26 protein-coding genes and 1 tRNA gene are annotated in these 25503 nt (G+C 41.5%); 22 read left to right on the top strand and 5 right to left on the bottom strand.

Annotated elements, in window-relative coordinates; genetic code table 11:
- Window positions 1–143: 143 nt before the first annotated feature.
- The 4 genes from AB1488_04335 (at window position 144) to AB1488_04320 (ending at window position 3298) form a co-directional block, all read left to right on the top strand.
- Complete coding sequence (locus AB1488_04335; GenBank protein ID MEW6409325.1) at window positions 144–644, top strand: SPOR domain-containing protein; 501 nt, start codon at window positions 144–146, stop codon at window positions 642–644.
- Between the two features lie 10 nt (window positions 645–654).
- Window positions 655–2619, top strand: coding sequence for an adenylate/guanylate cyclase domain-containing protein (locus tag AB1488_04330; GenBank protein ID MEW6409324.1), 1965 nt, complete (start codon window positions 655–657; stop codon window positions 2617–2619).
- 71 nt (window positions 2620–2690) lie between these two features.
- Window positions 2691–2888 (top strand): type II toxin-antitoxin system VapB family antitoxin, encoded by a 198-nt coding sequence (locus AB1488_04325; GenBank protein MEW6409323.1) that lies wholly within the window; start codon window positions 2691–2693, stop codon window positions 2886–2888.
- Complete coding sequence (locus AB1488_04320; GenBank protein MEW6409322.1) at window positions 2885–3298, top strand: type II toxin-antitoxin system VapC family toxin; 414 nt, start codon at window positions 2885–2887, stop codon at window positions 3296–3298. The genes AB1488_04325 and AB1488_04320 overlap by 4 nt, the downstream gene beginning before the upstream one ends.
- Window positions 3299–3366: 68 nt before the next feature.
- Here AB1488_04320 and ftsY read toward each other — a convergent pair whose 3' ends face one another.
- The 5 genes from ftsY to AB1488_04295 are packed head-to-tail and all read right to left on the bottom strand — an operon-like array spanning window position 3367 to window position 7911.
- Window positions 3367–4248, bottom strand: a complete 882-nt coding sequence (gene ftsY / locus AB1488_04315) for a signal recognition particle-docking protein FtsY (protein ID MEW6409321.1) — start codon at window positions 4246–4248, stop codon at window positions 3367–3369.
- Entirely contained in the window at window positions 4245–4973 is a 729-nt protein-coding gene (locus AB1488_04310; protein ID MEW6409320.1) for a diacylglycerol kinase, read from the bottom strand. The genes ftsY and AB1488_04310 overlap by 4 nt, the downstream gene beginning before the upstream one ends.
- 20 nt (window positions 4974–4993) lie before the next feature.
- On the bottom strand, window positions 4994–5431 hold the full coding sequence (gene ybeY, locus AB1488_04305) for an rRNA maturation RNase YbeY (GenBank protein MEW6409319.1): 438 nt from the start codon (window positions 5429–5431) through the stop codon (window positions 4994–4996).
- Window positions 5325–7019 carry an HDIG domain-containing metalloprotein gene (locus AB1488_04300; protein ID MEW6409318.1) on the bottom strand — a complete coding sequence of 565 codons (1695 nt, stop codon included), beginning with the start codon at window positions 7017–7019 and terminating at the stop codon, window positions 5325–5327. Before AB1488_04300 ends, ybeY begins: the two co-directional genes overlap by 107 nt.
- A complete protein-coding gene (locus tag AB1488_04295; GenBank protein ID MEW6409317.1) occupies window positions 6985–7911 on the bottom strand; it encodes a PhoH family protein in 927 nt (308 codons plus the stop codon). The genes AB1488_04300 and AB1488_04295 overlap by 35 nt, the downstream gene beginning before the upstream one ends.
- A gap of 167 nt (window positions 7912–8078) precedes the next feature.
- Here AB1488_04295 and AB1488_04290 point away from each other — a divergent pair.
- The 18 genes from AB1488_04290 (at window position 8079) to AB1488_04205 (ending at window position 25399) form a co-directional block, all read left to right on the top strand.
- Window positions 8079–8154 (top strand) — tRNA-Gly (locus AB1488_04290).
- A gap of 156 nt (window positions 8155–8310) precedes the next feature.
- On the top strand, window positions 8311–8691 hold the full coding sequence (gcvH, locus tag AB1488_04285) for a glycine cleavage system protein GcvH (GenBank protein ID MEW6409316.1): 381 nt from the start codon (window positions 8311–8313) through the stop codon (window positions 8689–8691).
- A 19-nt stretch (window positions 8692–8710) separates the two neighbouring features.
- A complete protein-coding gene (gene lpdA / locus AB1488_04280) occupies window positions 8711–10102 on the top strand; it encodes a dihydrolipoyl dehydrogenase (protein ID MEW6409315.1) in 1392 nt (463 codons plus the stop codon).
- Between the two features lie 30 nt (window positions 10103–10132).
- Window positions 10133–10978, top strand: coding sequence for a decaprenyl-phosphate phosphoribosyltransferase (locus tag AB1488_04275; protein ID MEW6409314.1), 846 nt, complete (start codon window positions 10133–10135; stop codon window positions 10976–10978).
- A 2-nt stretch (window positions 10979–10980) separates the two neighbouring features.
- Window positions 10981–12060 (top strand): DUF362 domain-containing protein, encoded by a 1080-nt coding sequence (locus tag AB1488_04270; GenBank protein MEW6409313.1) that lies wholly within the window; start codon window positions 10981–10983, stop codon window positions 12058–12060.
- Window positions 12061–12158: 98 nt separating this feature from the next.
- Window positions 12159–12407: a DUF465 domain-containing protein gene (locus AB1488_04265; protein MEW6409312.1), complete on the top strand. Its 249-nt coding sequence runs from the start codon at window positions 12159–12161 to the stop codon at window positions 12405–12407.
- Between the two features lie 138 nt (window positions 12408–12545).
- Complete coding sequence (gene ilvD, locus AB1488_04260; protein ID MEW6409311.1) at window positions 12546–14222, top strand: dihydroxy-acid dehydratase; 1677 nt, start codon at window positions 12546–12548, stop codon at window positions 14220–14222.
- A gap of 21 nt (window positions 14223–14243) precedes the next feature.
- The gene (gene ilvB, locus AB1488_04255) at window positions 14244–15983 is read left to right on the top strand and encodes a biosynthetic-type acetolactate synthase large subunit (GenBank protein ID MEW6409310.1); all 1740 of its coding nucleotides are present in this window, start codon (window positions 14244–14246) and stop codon (window positions 15981–15983) included.
- On the top strand, window positions 15983–16477 hold the full coding sequence (gene ilvN / locus AB1488_04250; GenBank protein MEW6409309.1) for an acetolactate synthase small subunit: 495 nt from the start codon (window positions 15983–15985) through the stop codon (window positions 16475–16477). Before ilvB ends, ilvN begins: the two co-directional genes overlap by 1 nt.
- Window positions 16478–16502: 25 nt before the next feature.
- Window positions 16503–17522 carry a ketol-acid reductoisomerase gene (gene ilvC, locus AB1488_04245; GenBank protein ID MEW6409308.1) on the top strand — a complete coding sequence of 340 codons (1020 nt, stop codon included), beginning with the start codon at window positions 16503–16505 and terminating at the stop codon, window positions 17520–17522.
- Entirely contained in the window at window positions 17503–18165 is a 663-nt protein-coding gene (locus AB1488_04240; protein ID MEW6409307.1) for a phosphatidylserine decarboxylase family protein, read from the top strand. The genes ilvC and AB1488_04240 overlap by 20 nt, the downstream gene beginning before the upstream one ends.
- Window positions 18162–18947, top strand: a complete 786-nt coding sequence (gene pssA / locus AB1488_04235; protein ID MEW6409306.1) for a CDP-diacylglycerol--serine O-phosphatidyltransferase — start codon at window positions 18162–18164, stop codon at window positions 18945–18947. Before AB1488_04240 ends, pssA begins: the two co-directional genes overlap by 4 nt.
- Window positions 18944–20485 (top strand): 2-isopropylmalate synthase, encoded by a 1542-nt coding sequence (locus tag AB1488_04230; protein MEW6409305.1) that lies wholly within the window; start codon window positions 18944–18946, stop codon window positions 20483–20485. The genes pssA and AB1488_04230 overlap by 4 nt, the downstream gene beginning before the upstream one ends.
- Before the next feature lie 11 nt (window positions 20486–20496).
- The gene (gene leuC / locus AB1488_04225; GenBank protein ID MEW6409304.1) at window positions 20497–21783 is read left to right on the top strand and encodes a 3-isopropylmalate dehydratase large subunit; all 1287 of its coding nucleotides are present in this window, start codon (window positions 20497–20499) and stop codon (window positions 21781–21783) included.
- Window positions 21780–22280, top strand: a complete 501-nt coding sequence (gene leuD, locus AB1488_04220) for a 3-isopropylmalate dehydratase small subunit (protein MEW6409303.1) — start codon at window positions 21780–21782, stop codon at window positions 22278–22280. Before leuC ends, leuD begins: the two co-directional genes overlap by 4 nt.
- 29 nt (window positions 22281–22309) lie before the next feature.
- The gene (locus AB1488_04215) at window positions 22310–23368 is read left to right on the top strand and encodes a 3-isopropylmalate dehydrogenase (GenBank protein MEW6409302.1); all 1059 of its coding nucleotides are present in this window, start codon (window positions 22310–22312) and stop codon (window positions 23366–23368) included.
- 245 nt (window positions 23369–23613) lie between these two features.
- Window positions 23614–24807: an FAD-dependent oxidoreductase gene (locus AB1488_04210; GenBank protein MEW6409301.1), complete on the top strand. Its 1194-nt coding sequence runs from the start codon at window positions 23614–23616 to the stop codon at window positions 24805–24807.
- Between the two features lie 127 nt (window positions 24808–24934).
- The gene (locus AB1488_04205) at window positions 24935–25399 is read left to right on the top strand and encodes a ferritin family protein (GenBank protein MEW6409300.1); all 465 of its coding nucleotides are present in this window, start codon (window positions 24935–24937) and stop codon (window positions 25397–25399) included.
- Window positions 25400–25503 lie beyond the last annotated feature (104 nt).

Here is a 25503-nt window from a genome sequence, read left to right as displayed (position 1 = left end):
AGTAAAATAAAAGCACTGGATTCCCGTTTTCACGGGAATGACGAAACAAGTGGATTCCATTTGCCCTTGATTCTGAACCTATTCGGAGATGCCTCCCATAAAAACCCTTGAAATCCTGAGTGGTTTGTTAGATAATTTAGGCGATGGAATACAGAAAGGTCTCACAGATAGTTAAGTACACATTTTTAATAGTCTTTATCCCTTTATTTGTTATATCTGCAAATGCTGTTGCAGGCGAAACAAAACAAAAACCAAAAGAAGAGCCGTCAACACAACAGTCACAAAAAGAACCGCTTAGTTTTTATGAGATCCTTACGACGAAAGATAAAAAGAAAACCTCAAAGGATACCAAATTAAAACTAAAGACTCAGAAAGATTCTGATGAAAAAACAAAGTATACAGGGATAGAAAAGAACATATACACCGTTCAGGTTGGTGCGTTCAAGAATAAATCTGAGGCAGAAAAATTACTTAGCACTCTAAAGAATAAGGGTTATGAAGCATACATGATTGTTACAAAGACAGAGGATAAAGGACTTCTCTATAAAGTAAGGGTTGGAGAGCTCACTAAAAGTAAGGCAAGGGAACTGGTTAAGAGAATAAAGGAAAAGGAAAAGATACCTGCCTTTGTTACACTGAAATAAAGAGTCACCTATGAAAAAGATTAAACCAGTACATATTGGATTTATCCTGTCGATAGGGATTACATTATGTATTTCACTGCTTTTTGTCCTCCATTTTCGTCCACTTGAAATACTCGAAGAAAAACTATTCGACCTGAGGCTTCATCTCAGAGGTGTAAAACCACCATCAGATAAAGTTGTTGTAATCGCAGTGGATGATGAGAGCGTAGAAAAGATAGGTCGTTGGCCCTGGCACAGGGAAAAGACAGCAAAGGTAATAGATAAACTGTCAGAATACAGGGCAAAACTAATAAGTTTCGATATTATCTTTAGTGAAACAGAAACAGAGGCAGGTGACAGGATAATCCAGAAGTCTATAAAAAAGGCAGGGAATGTAATACTCCCTTTGGCATTCAACCTTGATCCTATAAAACCAAAACCTCCTGCATTCAATATCGCCCCTTCGTCCTATGCTATATTGAAGAATATAGACCGTTTGAAACCAATTCAGGCATCAAATGTCCTTGTCTCTATACCCCCTATATCAAAACAAGCATTAAGTATGGGGCACATAAACATGATACCCGATATAGGAGGTGCAATCAGGTGGGAGATCCTTGCAATAAAATATGGTGATAACTACTATCCATCGCTTGCACTACAGTCTGTACGTCAATTCATTGGACTTCCAAGAGAAGCAATGATACTCGAAGGCGGTTCGTCTATAAGGTTTGGAAGGTTCCGCATCCCTACAGATAGTTATGGAAGGATGTTGATAGACTATTCAGGTCCTGAGAAAACCTTTAAGTATATCTCTATCATAGACCTGCTTGAAGGAAAGGTAAAACGGGAAGAGATAGAGGGAAAGATCGCCCTTGTTGGTATCACAGCACTCGGGCTCTATGATCTCAGGGTAACCCCATTCTCGGACAACATGCCTGGTGTAGAAAAACATGCAAATGTAATCGAAAACATACTCAGGGGAGTATTTCTCAAGAGAAACAGTCAAATAATAGACCTTGCCATAATCCTGTTTGTTGGCTTGATCCTCGCTCTCATACTACCCAGAATGAAGGCTGTTTTTGGTGCCATTATCTCTATATCTCTCCTCGCCATATATACAGGTATAACCTATTATCTGTTTGTAAATAACAACCTCTGGATAGACTATCTATATCCATCTCTTAATATCATAATTGTCTATACAGGCGTTACTATCTATAGATATGCATCTGAAGAAAAAAGGGCAAGGGAGATAAAAAATATGTTCTCAAGTTATGTGACCGAGAAGGTCGTCAATGAGTTGATAAAAAACCCGGATATGGCAAAGCTTGGCGGTGAAAGAAGAGAGATAACCGTCCTTTTCTCTGATGTAAGGGGATTTACATCATTTTCAGAAAAACACTCACCTGAGGAAGTGGTTTCTATACTTAATGAGTACTTAGGAGAAATGACCGGCATAGTTTTTAGATGGGATGGCACACTGGATAAATTCATCGGGGATGCCATTCTTGCCTTCTGGGGCGCGCCCATGAAACAGGAAGACCATGCAGAACTTGCAATAAAATGTGCTCTTGATATGATAAGGAGGCTCAAAGAACTACAGCAAAAATGGCAGTCAGAAGGCAAACCAATTCTCGATTGCGGTATAGGAATAAACACAGGCGAGGTGCTTGTAGGGAATATCGGTGCTGAAGGCAAAAAGATGGATTACACAGTTATAGGGGATCATGTTAATTTAGGCTCAAGAGTCGAATCCCTTACAAGGAAGTATAATGTCAATATTTTGATTACAGAATTTACACTGGATAAAATCAAAGACCTTGTGAAGAACGGCAACATATCCCATGTATGCATAAAAGGACTGGAAAGAGTAGCAGTAAAGGGGAAGGAGAAACCTGTTGAGATTTTGGAGCTTATATCTCTTGAGCCCGGTGCTGAGTCAGTAATTGAAGAATGCGAAAAAGAGGAGGTTGTTGTTTTAAAAGAAAAGTGAGGAGGATTGAATAATAATGCTTGACATTATGGCTACATTATATTAATCTGTATATACAAAGGGGAGAAATTATGCATATAACAACAAAGAAGGTAGCAAAACATTTCAGGCTTAACTCAGACCTTATAAAGGAAGCACAGCAGATACTTGGTGCAAAAACTGAGACTGAAACTATAGAGGTCGCCCTTTCGGAAGTCATATATCAGGAAAAGGTCAGAAAGTTGATTGAGCAAACATCTGGCAAGTTTAAATTTGAAGGCCTGACGTGAGGCCGAAGGCCATCCCCGATACATCGTTTCTGATAGAACACTTCAGAACTGGAAATGTCCAGAAGATATTTCTCGAGGTGAATCGTAACTATAAAATCGTCTTTAACTCGGTAGTGCTGATGGAACTGTTTTCTGGAGCATACGAGAAAAAAGACAGAAGACTTGTAGAGTACATAAGAGATAATTTTGAAGTAATAACTCCTACAGAAAATGAGTGGTATAAAGCAGGCGATGTTTTAATGAAATTAAGGCGTGACAAAAAAGTTGATCCACTTAGAATAAAATGCTTGCTAACTGATGTCCTCATAGCTCTCTCAGCAAGAAGCACAGGAGCACTACTGATAACTAAAGACGAGAAAGACTTTAAACTAATTCATGAAGTCACAGACTTCAAATACATAGCTGTATAATTTATGGCAACCACTTTTCATCCAGCTTAAGGTCAAATCCTTAAACTTCCTAACTATAATGTCTCTTATCACCCAAACAGTGCCTCTGTGTATTTCTCTGCATCGAAGTCTATAAGGTCATCAATCCCCTCACCAACCCCTAACATCTTTACAGGGATGTCGAGTTCCATCATTATCGCAATAACTACCCCACCCTTTGCAGTGCTGTCAAGTTTTGTAAGGATTATACCTGTGATGCCTATGGCATCATGAAACATCCTTGCCTGCATGATGGCATTCTGACCAGTCGTGGCATCAATTACGAGTAATGTTTCATGTGGTGCTCCATCCATTGATTTTCCAATCACCCGATTTATCTTCTTCATCTCCTCCATCAGATTGACCTTTGTATGAAGCCTTCCTGCAGTATCAATGATGAGTATGTCTTTATTTCTACCTTTTGCAGACTGAATTGCATCGTATACAACAGCAGAGGGATCAGCACCGTCTTTGTGTTTTACTATATCAGCCCCTACCCTCTCAGCCCACAAAGAGAGTTGTTCAATCGCTGCTGCCCTGAATGTATCTCCTGCAGCCAGAATGACCTTTTTGCCCTGATGGCTGAAACGCCTTGCGAGTTTTGCTATGGTCGTTGTTTTTCCTGTGCCATTTACACCTACAACCATAATGATCGCAGGCTTTACACTTTCTATTCTGAGTTCAGGACTTGCACTGCTGAGGATTCTATATATCTCTCTTTTAAGATGGGCATTTATCTGACTGGGATCAGAGAGTTCTTTTCTTTTAGCCTTCTCTTCTATAGTCCTTATGAGCATGGTCGTCGCCTTTACACCTATGTCTGAGCCTATCAGTAAGTCCTCTATCCTTTCGATCAGAGTAGTATCTATCTGTTTTGAGCCGAGAAAAAGGTTTGAAAGACTTTCGTTGAGTTTATTTAAAAACGTCTTCATTTGAATAACTGAAATATCAACAGGGTTGTAAGCCCCCCTATCAAACCTCCAAGAATTACCTCCCATGTTGTATGCACACCTGCCGTCACCCTGCTTCTCCCAACAATCACTGAGAGGATAAATATAAGCAGTGAAATAAAGGGGTTTGTGGTTATTAATGTCACAGACACCCAGATTGAAAACGCTACCGCAGCATGTCCGCTTGGAAATCCTCCTCTCAATGGAAGCCCTCTTCCAACATAGGACTTTGTTATTATAACTGCTATCAGAACAACTATCAGAGAGATGAATGTTATATGCTCAGAGGTGTATTTCACATTGGTAATTCCTTTTGTTATTACGACAGTTACACTGGGAAACAGGATGAGATAGCCGACGACGATAGCACCAAACGCAGCAATAAATACAGCACCGGCTGCTATATCCTTCGCTATCTTTGCCAGCGGGTGATATTTATCGGCAAATGTATCTACTACAATTTCGACTGCAGTATTCAACATCTCTGCAAAGAGCACAAGGACAACCGCTACTGTAATTGCGATAAATTCAAGTTTATTTATACCGAGAAACAGGCAGATAAACAAAATTGCTATCGCAGAAATAAAATGCCATCGCATGTGTCTCTGTGTTTTGGAGACGTAGAGTATTCCTTCGATTGCGAGGTTTGCGCTCTCAAACCAGCTTTTTATCGTTGGTCTCTTCTTCTCGGATTCCTTCTCTTCCATAATCCTTCAATTCTTAATCCTTAATCCTTAATCCTGCCAAATATCTCCTTTTCCTTTTTCTTCATCTTTTTTGCCTGATATGTACTTGCCTCGTGGTCGTAGCCAAGGAGGTGCAGTATCCCATGGATGAGTAATTCTGTAAGGACTGAATATATATCTTTTTTGCACTTAAAAGACTGACGCTTAGCCGCGGGAAGCGATATAACTATATCGCCAAGCATAGCAGAATCTACCCCTATAGACAATCCCTCCTTCATCGAAAAAGACAATATATCTGTTGTACGATCTATGCCACGGTAAACTTTATTGAATTCCCTAATCCTTGAGTCATTAACAAGTAAGACACAGAGTTTACCAGTAGGATATCCTGCGTATATCAATATCTTCCTGGCTATCCTTCTCAGTTTCTGGACGTTCACCTTGAACTTTCGCTGTCTGTTTATGATCTCTATCTGCATATTTTTCCTTCTTTTTGTAAACAGAGAGGCCTATGCTTGGATATGCAATCCTGTGATGGAATATACCGGTGAGTACTTTATTAAAGCTTTTAACTATTTCGTGGAGGTCTTTAAGTGTAAGTTCACATTCATTAAGCTGTCCATCAACAAAAATATTTGTAACTATCTTGTTCACCAAAGCAGTTATCCTCGCAGGTGTAGGGTCAGTCAGTACCCTCGATGCTGCCTCAACGGCATCTGCAAGCATGACTATAGCAGCAACACGAGTTTGTGGCTTTGGTCCGTGGTATCTGTAGTCGTCTTCTGATAATGATACCTGAGAAGGATCCAACTGTTCCTTTGCCTTTTGATAAAAATATGTCATGAGGCTTGTTCCATGATGCTGCCGTGTTATATCTGTTACAACTTCAGGCAACCCATTTTCTATCGCGAGTTCAACACCTTCTTTTACATGCGATGCTATTATCAGGCTACTCATGCTGGGTGACAATTTATCATGTTTGTTTATGTCGCTTTGATTTTCGATAAAATATTCTGGCATCTTTATCTTTCCAATATCGTGATAATAGGAGCTTACCCTTGCAAGGAGAGAGTTTACACCCACAGCCTCTGCAGCAGCCTCTGAAAGATTACCTACAATGATGCTATGGTGATATGTTCCTGGAGCGACTACAAGGAGGTTCCTCATAACAGGCTGGTTCAGGTCAAGTAATTCAAGGAGTCTTATATCCGTAGTTATCTTGAATACTGTCTCAAACAGTGGGAGAAGCCCTGAGACTATCATGTATATCACTATGGCATTTCCAAATCCAAATGCCAGGTCGAAAAAGCCTGTGGCACTGAAGAGCGTTCCTTTGTAAAGGTCTATGCATGTAATTGTAAAGAGATTTGCTACACCAACCCATACACCTGCCATGAGGAGCGAAGATCTTTTTCTGCATCGCAGGACACCAAAGGATGCAACGATGCTACCTACAAATGCAAATATAGGAAAGAGTCTCTCTTCGACAATCCATATCCCTGAGATAAGGGCGATTATAAAGGAAAAGACTATAGCGAGGTGCATATCAAAGAGGAGGGTAACAAGCATTGCACCTGCAGCAATAGGAATACCATATATAATCGTAGACTTACCAAAGATACCGACGGAATCGGCAAAAGAGCCGAGCAGATAATATGTAAATTTTCCTATAAGAACGGTACCAGCAAGGAGTATTCCAACAGCAATCAGTTTATTGGTATCCACTGCAAGGGAAGGTTTATACCTCCTTATATCGAGATAGAATATATAAATCAGGAGGGCCGAAAGAAAAAATATCCCTATCCTTGTCATCCATATGGCAGTAGAACGATATACCTCTGGAAGCGTATTTACTTTTGCAAAGAAATAACTGTAAAAAGGCTCTGTCTCAGGCGAAAGAACAACTGTGAGTACCAATACAAGAAGGAATCCTAATATGATATTCCTGTAGTCTCTAACCCCTGAGAAGAACCTTTCTCTTACAGATGGTTTTTCTTTCGGGAGTGAAACCACTTTTGTAAGACCATTTGGTTTAAACTCCTTCGTCTTTAATATCCCTTTTGCCATGTCTTTCGTATGCCTTGATTATCTCCTGAACGAGCCTGTGCCTGACAACATCCTTTTCAGTAAAGTATATAAACTTGATACCTTCAATTTCTCCTAATATCCTCTGTATTTCGATAAGTCCAGATGTCTTTCCTGTTGGCAGGTCTACCTGCGTTACATCGCCAGTGATTACCGTCTTTGAACTGAAACCAAGGCGTGTCAAATACATCTTCATCTGTTCAGATGTAGTATTCTGTGCTTCATCAAGTATTACGAAGGAATCATTCAGCGTTCTCCCCCTCATAAATGCAAGTGGTGCAATCTCTATGACCCCTCTCTCAATCAACTTCGATGCCTTATCCGTCTCCATCATGTCATAGAGGGCATCATAAAGTGGTCTGAGATAAGGATTTACCTTCTCATACATATCCCCAGGCAGATAACCGAGTTTTTCCCCTGCCTCGACTGCAGGGCGTGCAAGTATGATTCTGCCTGCTTCCCTTTTAATGAGTGCTGAGACTGCCATTGCCATGGCGAGATAGGTCTTACCCGTTCCGGCAGGTCCTATACCGATTACTATATCGTACTGTTTGATAGCTTCAATATAAAGTCTCTGTCCTTCACTTTTCGGAACAATAAACCGCCTTTTTGAAGACACAGTGATAGCATTATCAAATATATTCTTTATTGAGGTTTCTTTATCCTCTGAGAGTATCTTCGCTGCATACCTGATATCCTCTGGTTTGATGACATGTCCTTTTACTGTAAGAGTAGATAACTCTCTTATCAGCTTCTCTGCAGTATCAACCGCAGAGTTTTCACCTTCAATGAAGACATTATTCCCTCGAGCCCTTACCTCAACACCGAGAATGTCCTCAATAAGTTTAAGATTTTTGTCGAGTTCACCATACAAAAAGGAAAGGTCACTCCCCTCTTGTAGGTTGATAGATATCTTTGTCGTATTCAGTTATACCTCCATTATATTATTACCACAGAATGGGTTAAATTTTCAAGAAAAACCGTAAGGAAACCCCCAATACCTTGACAATATTTTCTACTCTGTGGTATTTTTTATCTAAAGCGGGCGTAGCTCAGCAGGTAGAGTACAAGCTTCCCAAGCTTGGTGTCGCGGGTTCGAAACCCGTCGCCCGCTCCACCCAGAGAGTATTGAATCTCCCTGCAGCGGGGCACCCCAAAAAATCGAAGACTTTTTGGGGTTTGGTCTTGACAAAGTTTCTTATGTATGCTTAGAATGAACCCCAAAAGTCTCAGGTTCAGGAAATCTTAACTTTATAGAATAGGGGAGGTTATTATGAATCCAGAGGAACTCAAATATCATAAACAGCATTGCTGGGTGCGTGTTTCAGGGAAAAAGGCTACGATAGGGATTACTGATCATGCTCAGGAATCATTGGGGGATATTGTGTATGTTGATCTTCCAGAGATTGATGCAGTGGTCGAGGTAAATGGGGAGTTCGGTGAGATTGAATCAACCAAGGCTACATCTCCACTTGTAAGCCCTGTAAGTGGCAGTGTTGTTGAGGTTAATGAGGAACTTTCAGATTCTCCTGAGATTATAAACGAAGACCCTTATGGAAAAGGGTGGATGATTGTGGTAGATATGGATAACCCATCTGAGGTAGAGGAATTACTGACTGCAGATGAATACGAAAAATTTATTGAATCAATCTGAGGTATAGGCAGTAAGCAGTATGTCAAAAATAATCATAATTGGTGCAGGTCCTGGTGGTTATGTCGCAGCAATAAGGGCTGCACAGTTAGGTGCGAAGGTGACAGTTGTGGAGAAATCTGAGGTAGGAGGGGTCTGTCTGAACAGAGGATGTATCCCGACAAAGACACTTGTCGCATCTGCAAAGGTGCTGGAAAATGTAAAGCGATCAGGAGAATATGGGGTAGAGATAAGTGGAGATGTCTCTTATAATCTCTCGATGATCATGGAGAGGAAAAACAAGGTAATTAATACCCTTGTAAAAGGTATAAGGGGACTTTTTAAAGGATGGGGTATAGAACTTATAGAGGGCAGAGGGAAACTTGCTGCACCCAACAAGGTTACTGTAAATATGAGTGACAACTCTGTCAGGGAGTTAAAGGCAGATAGTATAATCATTGCAACTGGCTCTCGACCAGCAGACATGCCCCCTTTCCCATTTGACGGCAAGACTATCTTATCGAGTGATGATGCACTGAATCTGAACTCTATACCTAAGAGTATCTTAATAATCGGTGCTGGTGTCATTGGTTGTGAATTTGCATTTATTCTTAAGGAACTTGGCTCCGAAGTTACCATCGTAGAGATGCTACCCCGTGCTGTTTCTACAGAAGACGAGGAGATATCAGAAATACTTGAGAGAGAATTGAAAAAATGGAGGATAAAACTTATCCTCGGTACAAAGGTCGAACGGATAGAAAAGAAGTTAGATGGCATAACAGCAATACTCGAAAACGGAATGGAGGTTATAGCAGAGAAGATACTCGTATCTATAGGAAGAACTTGCAATACAGAGAATCTTGGGCTTGAAGAGATCGGTGTAGTGGTTGGTAAAAGAGGAGAGATAATTGTTAACGAGAAAATGGAAACAAGTGTTAAAGGTGTCTATGCGATTGGAGATGTGGTTGGTGGTATAATGCTCGCACATGTGGCATCTAAAGAGGGTCTTGTCGCTGCTGCCAATGCATCAGTAGGTAACGAAATCATTGACTATAGTGTGATTCCTGCTGCTATATTCACCATGCCTGAGATAGGAAGTGTAGGGCTGAGGGAACATCAGGCTAAGGAAATGGGCTATGAAGTAAATATAGGACGATTCCAGTTCAGAGGGCTCGGAAAGGCACATGCCATAGGTAAGATAAGTGGTATGGTCAAAATAATCTCGGAGAAGAATACCGACAGGATACTCGGCGTTCATATCATAGGGCCACACGCATCGGATATAATCCACGAGGCAGCGGTTGCCATGAGACTGGGGGCAAAGGCAAGAGACCTTGCACATACCATACATGCCCACCCAACGCTTTCTGAGGCACTCATGGAAGCCGCAGAAGATGTCCACGGTATGGCGATACATGGGATGCCAAGGAAATAGAATTATATGTTCCACCTTCTGATTTCAAGCATGCGTCCTGCACAGTGGACGAAAAACCTTCTTGTATTTGCGGCGATTATATTTTCGCAGAACTTCTTCAATGTGATTATGCTCTTAAAAGTTGTTGTGGCGTTCTTTCTGTTCTGCATCCTTTCAGGAAGCGTGTATATCATAAATGACCTGATAGATATCGAACACGATAGGAGACATCCCAAGAAGTCAAAAAGGCCAATTGCATCAGGTATGCTTAAAAGCCCTTTCGCCGCTACTACTGCCACAGTGCTGGTTATTATATCTATAGTACTCTCCTTTTTCCTTAATACCTCTTTTGGATTCGTCACATCCATCTATTTTCTCCTTCAGATGGCGTATTCCTTCTGGCTAAGGAATATAATTATACTCGATGTCTTTGCCATATCAGCAGGTTTTGTCCTGAGGGCTATTGGAGGGGCAGAGGTCATATCAGTGCCTATATCTTCATGGCTCCTCATCTGCACAACACTCCTCGCACTCTTTCTTGCCCTCAGTAAAAGAAGGCATGAACTTACACTGCTCGGCAGCGATGCGTCACTCCACAGAAAGAACCTGAGAGAGTACAGCAACCTGCTTCTTGACCAGATGATCTCCGTAGTTACATCATCAACTGTTATCGCTTATGCGCTGTATACCCTTTCGTCTGAGACTGTCAGCAAGTTTAAAACAGATAGTCTAAAATATACTATACCATTCGTTCTTTTCGGGATACTTCGTTACCTATATCTGATTTACCAGAGGAATGAAGGTGGTAGTCCAGAAAGGATACTGCTTACGGATAAGCCATTGATAATTAATATAATTTTATATGTGTTGGCTGTTGGGCTGATATTGTATCTATAGAGATGAAAACCAAGGTCGCTGTTCTCAAAACAACCCCAGAAACCGTCTTGGAGGATTATGGTAGACTTATGCGTCTCGCAGACTATCAATCTCACGTGCCTAAGGACAGAGATACAGCCTTAAAGATTAACATCTCGTGGCATTATTTTTATCCTGCATGTTCAACAACCCCCTGGCAACTTGAAGGTGTGATAAGAACTCTAATTGATGATGGATATAGGAAAGACATCATCCATGCCTGTCAGAACAGAACGGTCGTGGTGAGTGCAAAGCGTGGCGAGGTAGCAAACAAGCACAAACTTGTTGTTGAGAAATACGGATTAAGGAACATCCACCTATATGAAGGTGAGGAATGGACTGTCTATGAGCCAAAAGGTAAGATGCTTGTTCTCGATAAGATATTTCCTGAAGGGATTCAAATACCAAAGAGGATGGTAGGTGAAAATATTATCCACCTGCCTACTATGAAGACCCATGTGTTTACAACGATGACAGGGGCAATGAAGAATGCCTTTGGAGGTCTGCTACATGAAAAAAGGCACTGGACACATTCTGTTATACATGAGACACTTGTAGATTTACTTACCATACAGAAAGAGATACATACTGGGATATTCGCTGTTATGGACGGGATATTTGCAGGAGATGGCCCTGGACCGAGATGCATGGTTCCCTATGTGAAAGACTACATACTCGCAAGTGGAGACCAGGTGGCTATAGATGCAGTCGCTGCAAAGATGATGGGATTTGACCCAATGTCCCTGAAATTTATCCGTCTTGCCCATGAGGCAGGACTCGGCTGTGGTGATATGAGGGAGATAGAAATCGTGGGAGAGGATATCTCTCGAGTAAACTTCGGATTCAGTGGCAGTGAGAACACCTTTGCGAGCAGGGGACAGAAGATAATTTACTGGGGACCTCTGAAGCCGATTGAAAGACTTTTGCTGAGGACATTTATTGTCCCATGGTCATATTTAGCCTCTATAGTTTATCACGATCTTTACTGGTATCCTTTTATCGGGAGAAAGAGGGTAAAAGAAATCCTTAAGACTGGGTGGGGAAGACTATTCTTAAAATATTAATCGAAGGGCTTGTTTTTTTGTTATCGGTGTGATAAATTTTATATGTGTTCAGGGTCTAATTGAGGGCTCGCAATAACAAGAGCGAAGGAGGTGGATGTATGGAACTTCTTAGCGACTCAGAGGTCATAGATATCTTGAGAAAGGAGAGCGAGGAGTACCGCAGATTGGAGGAAGAACACAAGAACTTAGAAGAGATGCTCTCCGAGATAGACAAAAGGAAATTCCTTAGTACAGAAGAGGAGATAGAGAGGAAACGTATCCAGAAACAGAAACTTCTCAAAAAGGACAGAATGGCTGAAATTATCAGAGATTATAAGAGACAGATGTTTCAGGGAGTTATTAACTAGATTTCGAATTTAAGATTTGAGATTTTTTAAAGATTTGTTCAGAAGTTAAAGAGGGGGAAAGTATACGCTACTTTCCCTTATTTGTATTGACGAATAAGAGAAGTCATGGTAGTATTTGATTTCAAAGGAAAAAGTCTTATGAAAAGTAACAGGATAAAAAAAGGTATAGAGAGGGCTCCACACAGGGCACTCCTTTTTGCTACGGGTATAACTCCATCTGAGTTAAAAAAACCTCTAATAGGTATAGCCACAAGTTTTACTGACATAATCCCTGGACATATCGGGATGCGCGACCTCGAACGATTCATAGAAAAGGGTGTTCATACAGGTGGAGGATACCCATTCTTCTTCGGTATACCAGGGATATGTGATGGTATAGCTATGGGACACAGGGGGATGCACTATTCTTTACCATCAAGGGAATTAATTGCTGATATGATTGAATGTATAACTGAGGCGCACGCCTTTGATGGTCTTGTTCTTCTTACCAATTGCGATAAGATTACGCCGGGGATGCTTATGGCAGCAGCAAGGATAAATATACCATCTATTGTAGTTACTGCAGGACCCATGTATTCAGGCCGTCTTGGAGGCAGAAGGCTTTCACTGGTAAACGATACCTTTGAGGCAATCGGTAAATATAAAAAAGGTGAAATTACCAATGCAGAACTTAAAGATCTGGAACGCTGTGCGTGTCCTGGTCCAGGGTCATGTCAGGGTATGTATACTGCAAACACGATGGCATGTGTTACAGAAGCGCTGGGAATGTCATTGAGTGGTTGTGCAACAGCATTAGCGGTCTCTTCAAAGAAAAGGCAGATAGCCTTTGATAGCGGTGTAAAGATAGTCGAACTTATAAAAAGGGGTATTACACCAAAGAAGATAATGACAAAGGAGGCATTTGAAAACGCCATAATGGTGGATATGGCGCTTGGAGGTTCGACCAACACTGCACTTCATATCCCTGCTATTGCTTATGAGGCAGGGGTAGATATACAACTGTCACTTTTTGACAGAATAAGCAGAAAGACACCTCATATATCTGATATGTTGCCAGCAGGTAGATATTACCTTGAAGACCTTGAGTTTGCAGGTGGAATACCAGCGGTGCTGTCGAGACTGAAGGAAAGAATTAATAATAACATCACTGTATCAGGTAGAAGGATCATGGATATAGCTGAGGCATCAGCCATTACAGATAGCGAGGTTATAAGACCATTGTCAAATCCATATCACAAAGAAGGTGGTATAGCAGTTCTAAAAGGTAATCTTGCTCCAGACGGATGTGTGGCCAAACAGACCGCCGTAAGCAAAGATATGATGCGTTTTACTGGAAATGCGAGGGTATTTAATTCTGAAGAGGATGCAATGAAGGCAATAGTTACTGGAAATATAAAAAGTGGTGATGTGGTTGTTATACGGTATGAGGGTCCTAAGGGTGGTCCGGGAATGAGGGAGATGCTCTCTCCTACAGCTACGATTGCTGGTATGGGATTGTCAGATTCTGTTGCCCTGATAACGGATGGAAGGTTCTCTGGAGGAACAAGGGGACCATGTATCGGACACATCTCACCTGAGGCAATGGAAGGAGGTCCAATCGCCATACTTAAAGATGGAGATAGGATACTTATAGATATACAAAAACGGCGGATTGATGTTAAACTGAGTGATAAAGAGATAAAGGACAGGTTGAGTGCATGGTATCCTCCAAAACCAAAGATACGGTCAGGATACCTCGCAAGGTATGCACAGATGGTTAAGTCTGCAAATACAGGAGCAATTATAGATACAGTGAAAGTGAGAAGTGAAAAATAAAGAGTGAGGAGTGAGCAGTAAATGAAATTGACAGGTGCTGAGATATTCATAGAGTGTCTTAAAAAAGAAAAAGTTGATACCATATTTGGTTATCCAGGTGGTGTTGTGTTGAATATATTTGATCTTCTTTATGACGACAAGGATCTAAGAGTGATACTTACGAGACACGAACAGGGGGCAACACATGCAGCAGATGGGTATGCAAGGGCATCAGGTAAGCCCGGTGTTGTTTTAGTTACATCAGGTCCTGGTGCCACAAATACCGTTACCGGGATAGCAAACGCCTTTATGGACTCAATACCAGTCATTATATTTTCTGGACAGGTTCCAACAAAACTTATTGGTAATGATGCCTTCCAGGAGGCGGACATAGTTGGTATTTCAAGACCATGCACAAAGTATAACTACCTTGTTAAGGATATAAGAGATATTGCAAGTATAATAAAAGAGGCATTTCACATTGCTACTTCTGGCAGGCCAGGTCCTGTGCTTGTTGATCTACCGAAGGATGTCACTGCTGGCAAGAGTGAATTTATTTATCCAGAAGAGATAAATATAAGGAGTTATAACCCAACATATGCTGGTAACAGGTGGCAGATTAAACAGGCTGCAGTTGCAATAGCAAAGGCAAGGAAACCTGTTATATATGCAGGAGGTGGTGTAATCCTTTCTAATGCCTCTGAGGAATTGATATGGCTTGCAGAACATACACAGATACCTGTGGCAATGACGCTCATGGGTCTTGGTGGATTCCCAGGAGATGATTCCCTTTCTCTTGGAATGCTCGGGATGCATGGAAGTTATTATGCCAACATGGCTATACATAACTCAGATTTGATAATCGCAATTGGTGCTCGTTTTGATGACAGGGTAACAGGCAGGGTTGAGGGTTTTGCTCCTGATGCGAAGATTATCCACATAGATATAGACCCGACCTCGATAAGAAAGAATGTAAGGGTGGATATACCTATCGTGGGTGATGTAAAGCTGGTTCTTAAAGACCTCAATGAAATCCTTAAGGATGAGGTAAAAGAACAGTGGTCTGAGATAAGAAAGGCATGGCTTAAACAGATAGACGAATGGAAAAGAGAAAGACCTCTCACATATGCATGGGATGAAGATATTATAAAGCCACAGTTTGTCATTGAAAAGATATATGAACTTACAAAGGGAGACGCCATAATTACGACAGAGGTCGGACAGAACCAGATGTGGACAGCACAGTTTTACAAGTTCCATAAGCCAAGGACCCTGTTGAGCTCTGGTGGTCTTGGCACCATGGGATATGGGTTTCCTGCTGCTATAGGTGCACAGATTGCCTTTCCTGATAAACTTGTTATTGATATTGCAGGGGATGGAAGTATACAGATGAATATCCAGGAACTTGCTACGGCTGTAATCCATAAACTCAAGATAAAGGTTGCGATACTTAACAATCAATACCTCGGGATGGTCCGTCAGTGGCAGGAGTTATTCTTCAGAGAACGATACTCATATAGCTACCTCCATACAGAACAAGTCCCGGATTTTGTTAAGGTAGCTGAGGCTTACGGGGCTGTAGGTCTGAGGGCTAAAAAGCCAAGTGAAGTAGAGCCTGTCATTAAAGAGGCGCTAAGGATAAAGAATACCGTATTTATGGACTTCTTTGTTGACTGGAGAGAGAAGGTGTTTCCGATGGTGCCAGCAGGTGGTGCAATCCATGAGATGATTTTTGGCGAGGAGACAAAACAGCCTGAGAAAAAACTAAAGGCGGTGAAATAATGAGACATACGATATCCCTGCTCGTTGAAAATAAATTTGGTGTTCTCTCACGTGTTGCTGGTCTGTTCAGTGGCAGAGGCTTCAATATAGAAAGTCTTTCTGTAGGAGAGACCCTTGATCCTCAGATATCCTTGATGACAATAGTTACACAGGGTGACGACAGGATTATCGAGCAGATTACCAAACAACTTAACAAACTGATAGATGTAATCAAGGTTGTAGACCTTACGGAGATGGATCATGTTGAAAGAGAAATGATTTTAATTAAAATAACACCAAAACCGGAAGACAGGGCTGAAACCTTAAGGATTGCAGAAATATTCAGAGGGAGGATTGTGGATTCAAGCCCGAGGACATACACGATACAGATTACAGGGGATGAAAAAAAGATAGAAGCCGCTATAGAGCTTCTGAGACCTATGGGGATAAAAGAACTTGTAAGGACAGGTAAAGTCGCTATAGCAAGAGAAGGTGTTAAGAAACGCGAAATGTAAGTCTACGACTCGTAGAGAGGAGGATATGATGCTAAAAGTATACTATGACAGAGATACAGATAAAAAGATACTTGATGGGAAAAAGATAGCGATAATTGGATACGGGAGTCAGGGACATGCACATGCAAATAACCTTAAAGATAGTGGCTTGGATGTTATTGTCGGTGCGAGGAAAGGCAAGACATGGGAGAAGGCTGAATCAGCAGGGTTTAAGGTATATTCTGCTGGAAATGCTGCAGGACAGGCAGACATTATTATGATGCTTGTCCCTGATGAGTATATGGCAGATGTCTATAGACAGGAAATCGCACCAAACCTCAAGGAAGGTGCATTTCTTGGGTTTGCGCATGGCTTTAATATCCATTTTGGACAGATTGTTCCACCATCTGACTGTAATGTCTTTATGGTTGCGCCAAAGGGGCCAGGTCATCTCCTGAGAAGCGAGTATTTGAAAGGTAGTGGACTCCCTATGCTTATCGCAGTTAAACAGGATCCCTCTAAAAAATCAAAGGATATAGCACTTGCTTATGCATCAGCTATTGGTGGCGGAAGAGCGGGTATTATAGAGACTACCTTCAGGGAAGAGACTGAAACAGACCTCTTTGGTGAACAGGTAGTGCTCTGTGGTGGACTCACATCACTCATATTAGCTGCATTTGAGACCCTTATTGAGGCAGGGTATTCCCAAGAGATGGCATATTTTGAATGTCTGCATGAGGTAAAACTTATTGCAGATTTAATACACGAAGGTGGTATCACAAACATGAGATATTCGATAAGCAATACCGCACAGTATGGTGACCTGACCCGTGGACCACGAATCATAACCGAAGAGACAAGAAAAGAGATGAAAAAGATATTGAACGAGGTACAAACAGGCCAATTTGCAAAGGAATGGATCATGGAATGCAGAGCAAATAAACCAGTTTTTAATGCCTTGACTGCAAAGGGTGAAATGCATCCAATTGAAGAGGTAGGCGCAAGATTAAGGGCGATGATGCCGTGGCTCCAGAAGGGGAAGCTGGTTGACAAATCAAAGAATTAGAGAAAGATATGAAAGGATGCCTGTTGTCCCTGAGGGTTTCCCGTTTATTATTCCATTACTTTTAATTGTCCTGATAGTATTTCTTGTCGGATACAACTTTCTGAGTATCTTGCCACTTTCTCTTGCTGCCTTTGTTGTTTTTTTCTTTAGAAACCCTGAAAGAAAGATACCGGAAGGTGAAGGCATTTTTGTTTCACCTGCTGATGGTAAGGTGGTGCAGATAAAAAAAGTATTTGAGAAAGATTATTTAAAAAGCGACACGGTGCAGATTAGCATCTTCCTCTCAGTATTCAATGTGCATATTAATCGTATACCGTGCAGTGGTAAGATTATAGATGTCCGATCTATCCCTGGAAAATTCCTTGCTGCTTTCAGAGAGAAAGCCTCTGAACTTAATGAACAGGTGGCAGTTGTTATAAAATCCGGGGAAGATATAGTACTTTTAAAACAGATAGCAGGGGTTATAGCAAGAAGAGTAGTATGTTGGTTAAATATTGATGACGATGTAGAGAGAGGACAGCGATATGGGCTGATAAGATTTGGTTCGAGGGTCGATGTATTTCTGCCATCTAAGATATCCTTGCTCGTTAAGATTGGTGATAAGGTAAAAGGTGGTAGCACCATTATCGGGGTATTACGATGAGCAAAAGGAAGAGAAGATTAAGGGATGCAAAGCTGGGAATGAAGAAAGGTATATACATCCTTCCAAGCTTTCTTACAATAATCAGTCTTTTCTGTGGTTTTTATGCGATCGTTTCCGCTATAAAGGGAAATTTTGAGAGCTCTGCATGGGCAATTATGGTGGCTTCTTTATTTGATATGCTTGATGGGTGGGTAGCAAGGGCTACACATTCGACGACAAGGTTCGGTATCGAATTAGATTCTCTCTCCGATGTTGTTGCTTTTGGTGTTGCACCAGCGATGCTTGCATATATGTGGGCACTTATTCCATTTGGCAGATTCGGATGGGCTGCTGCTTTTCTCTTTGTTGTTTGTGGTGCACTTCGCCTTGCGAGGTTCAATATTCAAATGGGAAGCTCAGAGAGTAAACACTTCACAGGGCTTCCCATACCTGCAGCAGCGATTACCGTTGCCACGTTGGTATTGTTCTACGAAGATATATGGGATAAACTTTATGGCAAGAACTACCTCATAATCGCCCTCGTATATCTTCTTGCGTTTCTTATGGTCAGCACAATAAAGTATCACGGCGTCAAAGAAATGGAATTCAAAAAGAGGAAGCCATTCTGGATATTAGTAATTTCAGTATTGATACTTGCGGTTATAGTAATTCATCCACCCGTGATGCTTTTTGTATTCTCAATGGCATATATTATCTGGGGAATTGTGGAGGAAATTATATCTTACCCTAAAAGAAAGGAACTCGAAGAAACTCCGCAGGAAGAGGTAGATTCACGGAGATGAGCAGGATTATAAAGATTTTTGATACAACATTGCGTGATGGGGAGCAATCTCCCGGGGCTTCGATGACAGTAGATGAAAAACTTCAGGTAGCAAAGCAACTCGCTCGTTTAGGTGTGGATGTAATAGAGGCGGGCTTTGCTATAAGTTCTGAGGGGGATTTCGAGGCAATAAAGAGAATTAGCAATGAAGTAGTAGGTCCTGTTATATGTAGTCTTGCAAGGGCTAAAGAAGAGGACATACAGAGGGCATGGGAGGCGATAAAAGATGCACCCAAGCGGCGGATACATACATTCCACTCTACATCTGACATACACCTCAAATACCAGTTTAGGATAAGCCGTGAGGAGGCTCTAAAGAGATCTGTAGAGATGGTAAGGCTTGCAAAAGCCCTCGAAGAGGATGTGGAATTCTCCCCTATGGATGCCACAAGGACAGACCCCATATACCTTTCAGAGGTCGTCGAAGCTGTTATTGATGCAGGTGCATCTACAGTGAATATCCCTGATACTGTCGGATACGCCATGCCTGATGAATTCGGAAATCTCATAAAGACGCTAAGAGAAAGGGTCAGGAATATTGACAGGGCAGTTATTTCAGTGCACTGCCATAATGACTTAGGGCTGGCTGTTGCAAATGCTCTCTCTGCCATTATAAACGGCGCAGGACAGGTAGAGTGCACGATAAACGGTATAGGCGAACGGGCAGGCAACTGCTCTCTCGAAGAGGTTGTAATGAGTTTAAGAACCCGCAAAGACTTTTTCCATGCCGATACAAATATAAAAACTGACGAGATTATGCGGTCAAGCAGACTCATAACAAAGATAACAGGTATACCTGTACAGCCTAATAAGGCTATAGTCGGAGCAAATGCCTTTGCCCATGAGTCAGGAATACATCAAGATGGGCTTCTAAAGGAAAAAACGACATATGAGATAATCCGTCCTGATATCATCGGGCTACCGAGTGCCAGACTTGTTCTCGGAAAACATTCTGGTAGACATGCCTTCAGAGAGAGACTGAGAGAATTTGGATATACGCTTTCTGAGGATGAAATTAACAGGGCTTTCGAGAGATTTAAAAAGATTGCTGACCAGAAAAAGGAGATGTTCGATGAAGATATAGAGGCTATCGTTACAGAAGAGGTTTACAGAATACCTGAGAAATATAGAATCATCGATCTCTTTGTCAAAAGCGGCACATCACAGAGACCTACTGCAACTGTAAGACTCGGCATAGACGATAGAACAGTAGAGGAGACCGATTATGGCGATGGTCCTGTCGATGCCGTGTATAAAACAATAACCTCTATCACAGAGACCAAGAGCAGACTGCTCTCATATAATGTAAAAGGTATCACAGGAGGAACAGATGCCCTTGGAGAGGTTACTGTAAAACTTGAAGAAGGCGGAAAGACAGTAACAGGACAGGGCTCTGATACAGACATTATTGTTGCAAGTGCAAAGGCGTATATTAACGCCCTTAACAAACTCGCTTACTGGAAGGAGGCAAGAGGAACGAGGAGCTCAGATGTGCCGTAATAAAACAAAAAATGGGGATGACGATTACAGAAAAAATACTCGCTGCACACTGTGGTAAAGAGCTTGTTGAACCAGGAGAACTTATTAATGCAAATGTGGATATAATTCTTGCCAACGACATCACAGCACCCATAGCGATAAAGGAATTTAAAAAATCTGGTGCTAAAAAGGTATTTGACAACAACGGGGTTGTACTTATCCCGGACCACTTTGCACCAAACAAAGACATAGCGTCTGCAGAACAGTGTAAGATACTTCGCGACTTTGCAAAAGAACAGAAACTCAATCTTTATTTTGAGGTAGGGAGAATGGGCATCGAGCATGCCTTACTCCCTGAACAGGGGATAGTTCTCCCTGGCGACCTTGTTGTTGGTGCTGATAGCCATACATGCACATACGGAGGACTCGGTGCATTCTCAACAGGTGTTGGCTCTACCGATGTGGCTGCGGCTATGATTACAGGTGAACTCTGGTTCAGGGTACCTGAATCTATGAAATTCATTTACAGAGGACATTTGAAAAAATGGGTTGGAGGTAAAGACCTTATACTCCATGTCATCGGAGATATCGGTGTTGATGGTGCACTTTACATGGCGATGGAGTTTGCGGGTGAGGTTATAGACGCCCTTGATATGGCGGGAAGGCTTACCATGTGTAACATGGCAATAGAAGCGGGTGGCAAAAATGGCATTATTGCACCTGATAAGATTACAGAAGAGTATGTAAAACAGTCGATAGTCTTCAGTCCAGAGTCAATAAAGAAAAAAGGCTATAAATTCTATCAGAGCGATATAGATGCAAGGTATACAGATATAAGGGAGTACGATTGCACAGGTCTTGAACCACTGGTTGCATGTCCACCTCTTCCTTCTAATGTAAAGCCTGTTGGTAAACTTTCTAATATTACGATTGACCAGGCATTTATAGGCTCATGCACAAACGGAAGACTTGAGGATCTCAGGATTGTTGCAGAGGTACTCAGAGGCAGAAAAGTGCATCCTTATGTAAGGCTAATAGTTATACCTGCGACCCAGAGGATTTACAGACAGGCAATTAATGAAGGGCTTATCGAGACATTCCTTGATGCTGACGCCGCTGTAAGTACACCAACATGCGGTCCCTGTCTTGGAGGACATATGGGAATACTCGCAAATGGTGAAAGAGCGATTGCCACAACGAACAGAAACTTTGTTGGAAGGATGGGGCATCCTGAAAGTGAGGTCTACCTCAGCAATCCTGCGGTTGCGGCAGCATCAGCAGTACTTGGGCGAATCGCCAGTCCAGAGGAACTGAGATGATTTTAAAAGGCAAGGCATGGAAGTTCGGTGATGATATAAATACCGATGATATTATACCTGCAAGGTATCTCAATACAATCGAGCCTCTGGAACTTGCAGCCCACTGTATGGAGGATGTTGTTCCTGAATTTGTAAAGAAAGTGAATAAAGGTGATATTATCGTCGCTGGGAAAAACTTCGGCTGCGGTTCCTCAAGGGAGCATGCACCTATTGCGATAAAGGCTGCAGGTGTTTCATGTGTTATTGCGAGGTCATTTGCAAGGATATTTTACAGGAATGCTTTTAATATGGGGCTACCAATATTCGAGTCAGAAGAGGCATCTAATAATATAAACGAAGGCGATGTAGTTGAAGTCAATGCAGACAGCGGAATTATCATTAATCTTACAAAAGATAAGCAGTACAACGCAAAACCTGTTCCTCCCTTTATGCAGGAGTTGATAATGGCAGGAGGGTTGATGGAATGGGTGGGACGGAAGTTGAAAGTTGAGAGTTAAGAGTTGAAAGTTAAAAAGGAAAAATACAAATGAAATCTTATAAGATTGCAGTTGTTCCAGGTGATGGGACAGGCCCTGAAGTAATCAGGGAAGGGCTGAAGGTTCTCAATGCAGTATCCGAAAGGGATAACCTTAAACTTGACTTCACATATTTTGACTTTGGTGGGGAAAGGTATCTAAGGACAGGAGAGGTTCTACCTGATTCAGCAATAGATGAACTAAGAGGCTTTGATGCTATTTATCTTGGAGCTATAGGTCATCCCGATGTAAAACCCGGCATCCTTGAAAAGGGCATATTACTAAGACTACGATTCGAACTCGACCAGTATATAAACCTCAGACCTGTCAAACTCTATCCAGGAGTTGACTGCCCTCTGAAAGACAAGAAGCCAGAAGACATAGATTTTGTGGTTGTCAGGGAAAATACAGAGGGTTTCTATGCAGGTGCGGGTGGTTTTTTAAGGAAGGGTACCCCACATGAGATTGCGATACAAGAGTCCATAAACACCCGCATGGGTGTCGAAAGATGTATCCGCTATGCCTTTGAGTATTGTAAGAGACGCAATAAGGATAAAAAACTCACCCTGTGCGGAAAGACCAATGTCCTGACCTATGCCTTTGATCTATGGGAAAGGGTGTTTTATGAAGTTGCAAATGAGTATCCCGATATAAAGACGGATTATGCCCATGTAGATGCCATAACAATGTGGTTTGTAAAGAACCCGGAGTGGTTTGATGTTATCGTTACAGACAACATGTTCGGAGATATAATCACAGACCTTGGTGCTATGATACAGGGAGGCATGGGGATTGCCGCTGGTGGAAATATAAGCCCGGATGGTGTTTCGATGTTTGAGCCCATCGGTGGTTCTGCCCCAAAATACGCAGGTAAAAATATGATTAACCCGCTTGCAGCCATATGTGCAGGCGGAATGATGCTTGAACATCTCGGGGAGGAAGAATCCGCGATAGCAATAGAGAAGGCAGTAATGGAAGTTACTGGTAAACACCTTAAAAGTCTTTCCGCCGGGAAGATGGGGCATACAACTACAGAGGTAGGTGACCTCGTCGTGAAAAACCTAACCTGAAGTTTGATCTTCTACAGTTGTTTTCTAATGTCGATTTTTACTATTTCAGCATGTTATCTGCCGTTGCGGGCAGTTTCCTTTTAGAAAATAATATGGGAAGTGTCCCTCTATTCAGTTCTCAGTCAATGATTACTTGACAAATATTGATATTGCTTTAAAATTTAATTTAAGAACTTTTTTTATCTTTTACATGTTTCCGCCAAGAGCCTGTTTTTATAATTATCTTGCAATACAGGAGACGGATAATGAAATATGTTGTCATCGGAAGCGGAGTTGCAGGTGCAACGGCAGCAGCTAATATCAGAAAAATAGACAGCGAAGGCAGAATAACAATCATTACTGACGAGGCGTACCCTTTTTATAGCAAGATAAGGCTCATGGAATTCCTCTCAGGCGACATTGATGAAAAAGGGCTAATGATAAGGAAAGACAAATGGTATGAGGAAAATAAAATCGAGATCATTCTGAACACTACAGTAACAGACATAGACAATGAAAAAAAGGAAGTCATAACATTTTCCGGTGAAAGGATAAAATACGACCGCCTTCTAATAGCAACAGGAGGTATATCTTTTGTGCCTTCCATCCCTGGTTCTGACAAAAATGGAGTCTTCACACTCAGGACTTTAAAAGATGCGATTGCAATAAGAGAATATGCAAAAAAGGCAAATCGTGTCCTTCTCATAGGAGGCGGAGTTTTAGGTCTTGAGGTAGGAAATGCCCTTAGAAAGGCTGGCAGTTCTATTACGGTGGTTGAGTTCTTCCCGAGGCTTCTTCCAAGACAGATGGATCCTGATGGTGCAGGGATACTCAAGGCACAGATGGAAAAGATGGGATTTAAGTTCTATCTCGGAGCAAAATCAAAAGAGATAACCGGAGACAGTAAGGTAGAAACACTCATACTTGATGATGGCAGGCGTATAGATTGTGATATGATAATCATTTCAGCAGGAGTCAGACCGAATGCGGTTCTTGTTCAAAATCTCGGACTGAAAGTAGAAAAAGGTTTGATTGTCAATGACAGGATGGAAACTGAGCTGCAGGATATTTATGCAGCTGGAGATCTGATACAGCATAATGGCATTTTTTACGGCATATGGCCTGCAGCCGAAAAACAGGGTGAAGTTGCAGGGATAAATATGGCAGGTGGAAGCACTGTTTATGAGGGCACCATTATATCTAACATGCTAAAGGTTGTAGGTATAGACCTTGTTGCAGCCGGAGATATTGATGCTGAAGGAAAAAATGAATCAATAGTGGTAAAAGACAGTGATAATTTCATATACAAAAAAATAGTAATTAAAGACAACTCCATCATTGGCACAATTCTTTACGGTGACATAAAAGAGAGGGCAAAGATAATTAAAGCCATTGAGAACAAAACAGATATAAGTGGTATAAAAAAAGACCTTGAACAGTGGAATTTAGAGATGCTGTAGAAGGAGGGCTATGAGAATGAAAGCGATAGAAGATAAGGGTTGTCCCCCCTACATGGGAGGGGCTTTGAGCGGATTGATGATTGTCCTAAGACATGATAAAGTTTTGAGTTATGGGTGAGGAGGGAATATGGAAAGGTTTTCTATAAGAGAGATTATTGAACAGGCTGTTCAGACAGAAAAACTTGGCTATGAATTTTATACTGAAATGGCAAGGAGATTTGAAGAAGATGAAGGGCTGAGAAAGCTCTTTGAAATGCTTGCAGTAAAAGAATTACGACATGAAAAGACCTTTTCCGAACTAAAAGAAATAGTAGGTGACGAAGAACCAGAAGGATGGGAAGTTGTTTCTCAATATTTAAGGGCTATTGTTGAATCAGAATTCTTCCTTGGCAGAAATAAATCCCTACCTTCACTTAAGCATATAAGAACAGGAGTAGACGCTATTAATTTTGCTATTGGTTTTGAGAAAGAGACATTACTTTATTTTTATGGCATAAGAGGTTTAGTCAAGGAAGAAGAAATTGTTGATGAGATTATAAATGAGGAAAAAAGCCATGTCATGTGGCTTATACGCTTCAACGGTATCAGATAACTTTCTGGTTGTCAATATCCTCACCACTCTCCTTGTATAAAATAATCTTTAAAGATTGCGTAAGGTTATGGTAATATAATGTCTTAAATAAATAGAGAAAGATT

Source organism: Nitrospirota bacterium, assembly GCA_040756155.1.
GTDB lineage: Bacteria > Nitrospirota > Thermodesulfovibrionia > JACRGW01 > JBFLZU01 > JBFLZU01.
Note: the sequence above shows the minus strand (reverse complement) of the source record. Positions and strands in the feature narration are given on the sequence as shown.

What these genes read in the sequence shown, in the direction of transcription:
- ilvC (MEW6409308.1), top strand. Translation starts at nt 16,503, where the DNA reads ATGATGCTAAAAGTATACTATGACAGAGATACAGATAAAAAGATACTT.
- AB1488_04300 (MEW6409318.1), bottom strand. Translation starts at nt 7,019, where the DNA reads ATGGCAAAAGGGATATTAAAGACGAAGGAGTTTAAACCAAATGGTCTT.
- AB1488_04265 (MEW6409312.1), top strand. Translation starts at nt 12,159, where the DNA reads ATGGAACTTCTTAGCGACTCAGAGGTCATAGATATCTTGAGAAAGGAG.
- AB1488_04275 (MEW6409314.1), top strand. Translation starts at nt 10,133, where the DNA reads ATGCGTCCTGCACAGTGGACGAAAAACCTTCTTGTATTTGCGGCGATT.
- AB1488_04325 (MEW6409323.1), top strand. Translation starts at nt 2,691, where the DNA reads ATGCATATAACAACAAAGAAGGTAGCAAAACATTTCAGGCTTAACTCA.
- leuC (MEW6409304.1), top strand. Translation starts at nt 20,497, where the DNA reads ATGGGGATGACGATTACAGAAAAAATACTCGCTGCACACTGTGGTAAA.
- pssA (MEW6409306.1), top strand. Translation starts at nt 18,162, where the DNA reads ATGAGCAAAAGGAAGAGAAGATTAAGGGATGCAAAGCTGGGAATGAAG.
- AB1488_04230 (MEW6409305.1), top strand. Translation starts at nt 18,944, where the DNA reads ATGAGCAGGATTATAAAGATTTTTGATACAACATTGCGTGATGGGGAG.
- ilvD (MEW6409311.1), top strand. Translation starts at nt 12,546, where the DNA reads ATGAAAAGTAACAGGATAAAAAAAGGTATAGAGAGGGCTCCACACAGG.
- AB1488_04335 (MEW6409325.1), top strand. Translation starts at nt 144, where the DNA reads ATGGAATACAGAAAGGTCTCACAGATAGTTAAGTACACATTTTTAATA.
- AB1488_04330 (MEW6409324.1), top strand. Translation starts at nt 655, where the DNA reads ATGAAAAAGATTAAACCAGTACATATTGGATTTATCCTGTCGATAGGG.
- ftsY (MEW6409321.1), bottom strand. Translation starts at nt 4,248, where the DNA reads ATGAAGACGTTTTTAAATAAACTCAACGAAAGTCTTTCAAACCTTTTT.
- ilvB (MEW6409310.1), top strand. Translation starts at nt 14,244, where the DNA reads ATGAAATTGACAGGTGCTGAGATATTCATAGAGTGTCTTAAAAAAGAA.
- AB1488_04210 (MEW6409301.1), top strand. Translation starts at nt 23,614, where the DNA reads ATGAAATATGTTGTCATCGGAAGCGGAGTTGCAGGTGCAACGGCAGCA.
- AB1488_04215 (MEW6409302.1), top strand. Translation starts at nt 22,310, where the DNA reads ATGAAATCTTATAAGATTGCAGTTGTTCCAGGTGATGGGACAGGCCCT.
- ybeY (MEW6409319.1), bottom strand. Translation starts at nt 5,431, where the DNA reads ATGCAGATAGAGATCATAAACAGACAGCGAAAGTTCAAGGTGAACGTC.
- leuD (MEW6409303.1), top strand. Translation starts at nt 21,780, where the DNA reads ATGATTTTAAAAGGCAAGGCATGGAAGTTCGGTGATGATATAAATACC.
- gcvH (MEW6409316.1), top strand. Translation starts at nt 8,311, where the DNA reads ATGAATCCAGAGGAACTCAAATATCATAAACAGCATTGCTGGGTGCGT.
- AB1488_04205 (MEW6409300.1), top strand. Translation starts at nt 24,935, where the DNA reads ATGGAAAGGTTTTCTATAAGAGAGATTATTGAACAGGCTGTTCAGACA.
- AB1488_04270 (MEW6409313.1), top strand. Translation starts at nt 10,981, where the DNA reads ATGAAAACCAAGGTCGCTGTTCTCAAAACAACCCCAGAAACCGTCTTG.
- AB1488_04310 (MEW6409320.1), bottom strand. Translation starts at nt 4,973, where the DNA reads ATGGAAGAGAAGGAATCCGAGAAGAAGAGACCAACGATAAAAAGCTGG.
- lpdA (MEW6409315.1), top strand. Translation starts at nt 8,711, where the DNA reads ATGTCAAAAATAATCATAATTGGTGCAGGTCCTGGTGGTTATGTCGCA.
- ilvN (MEW6409309.1), top strand. Translation starts at nt 15,983, where the DNA reads ATGAGACATACGATATCCCTGCTCGTTGAAAATAAATTTGGTGTTCTC.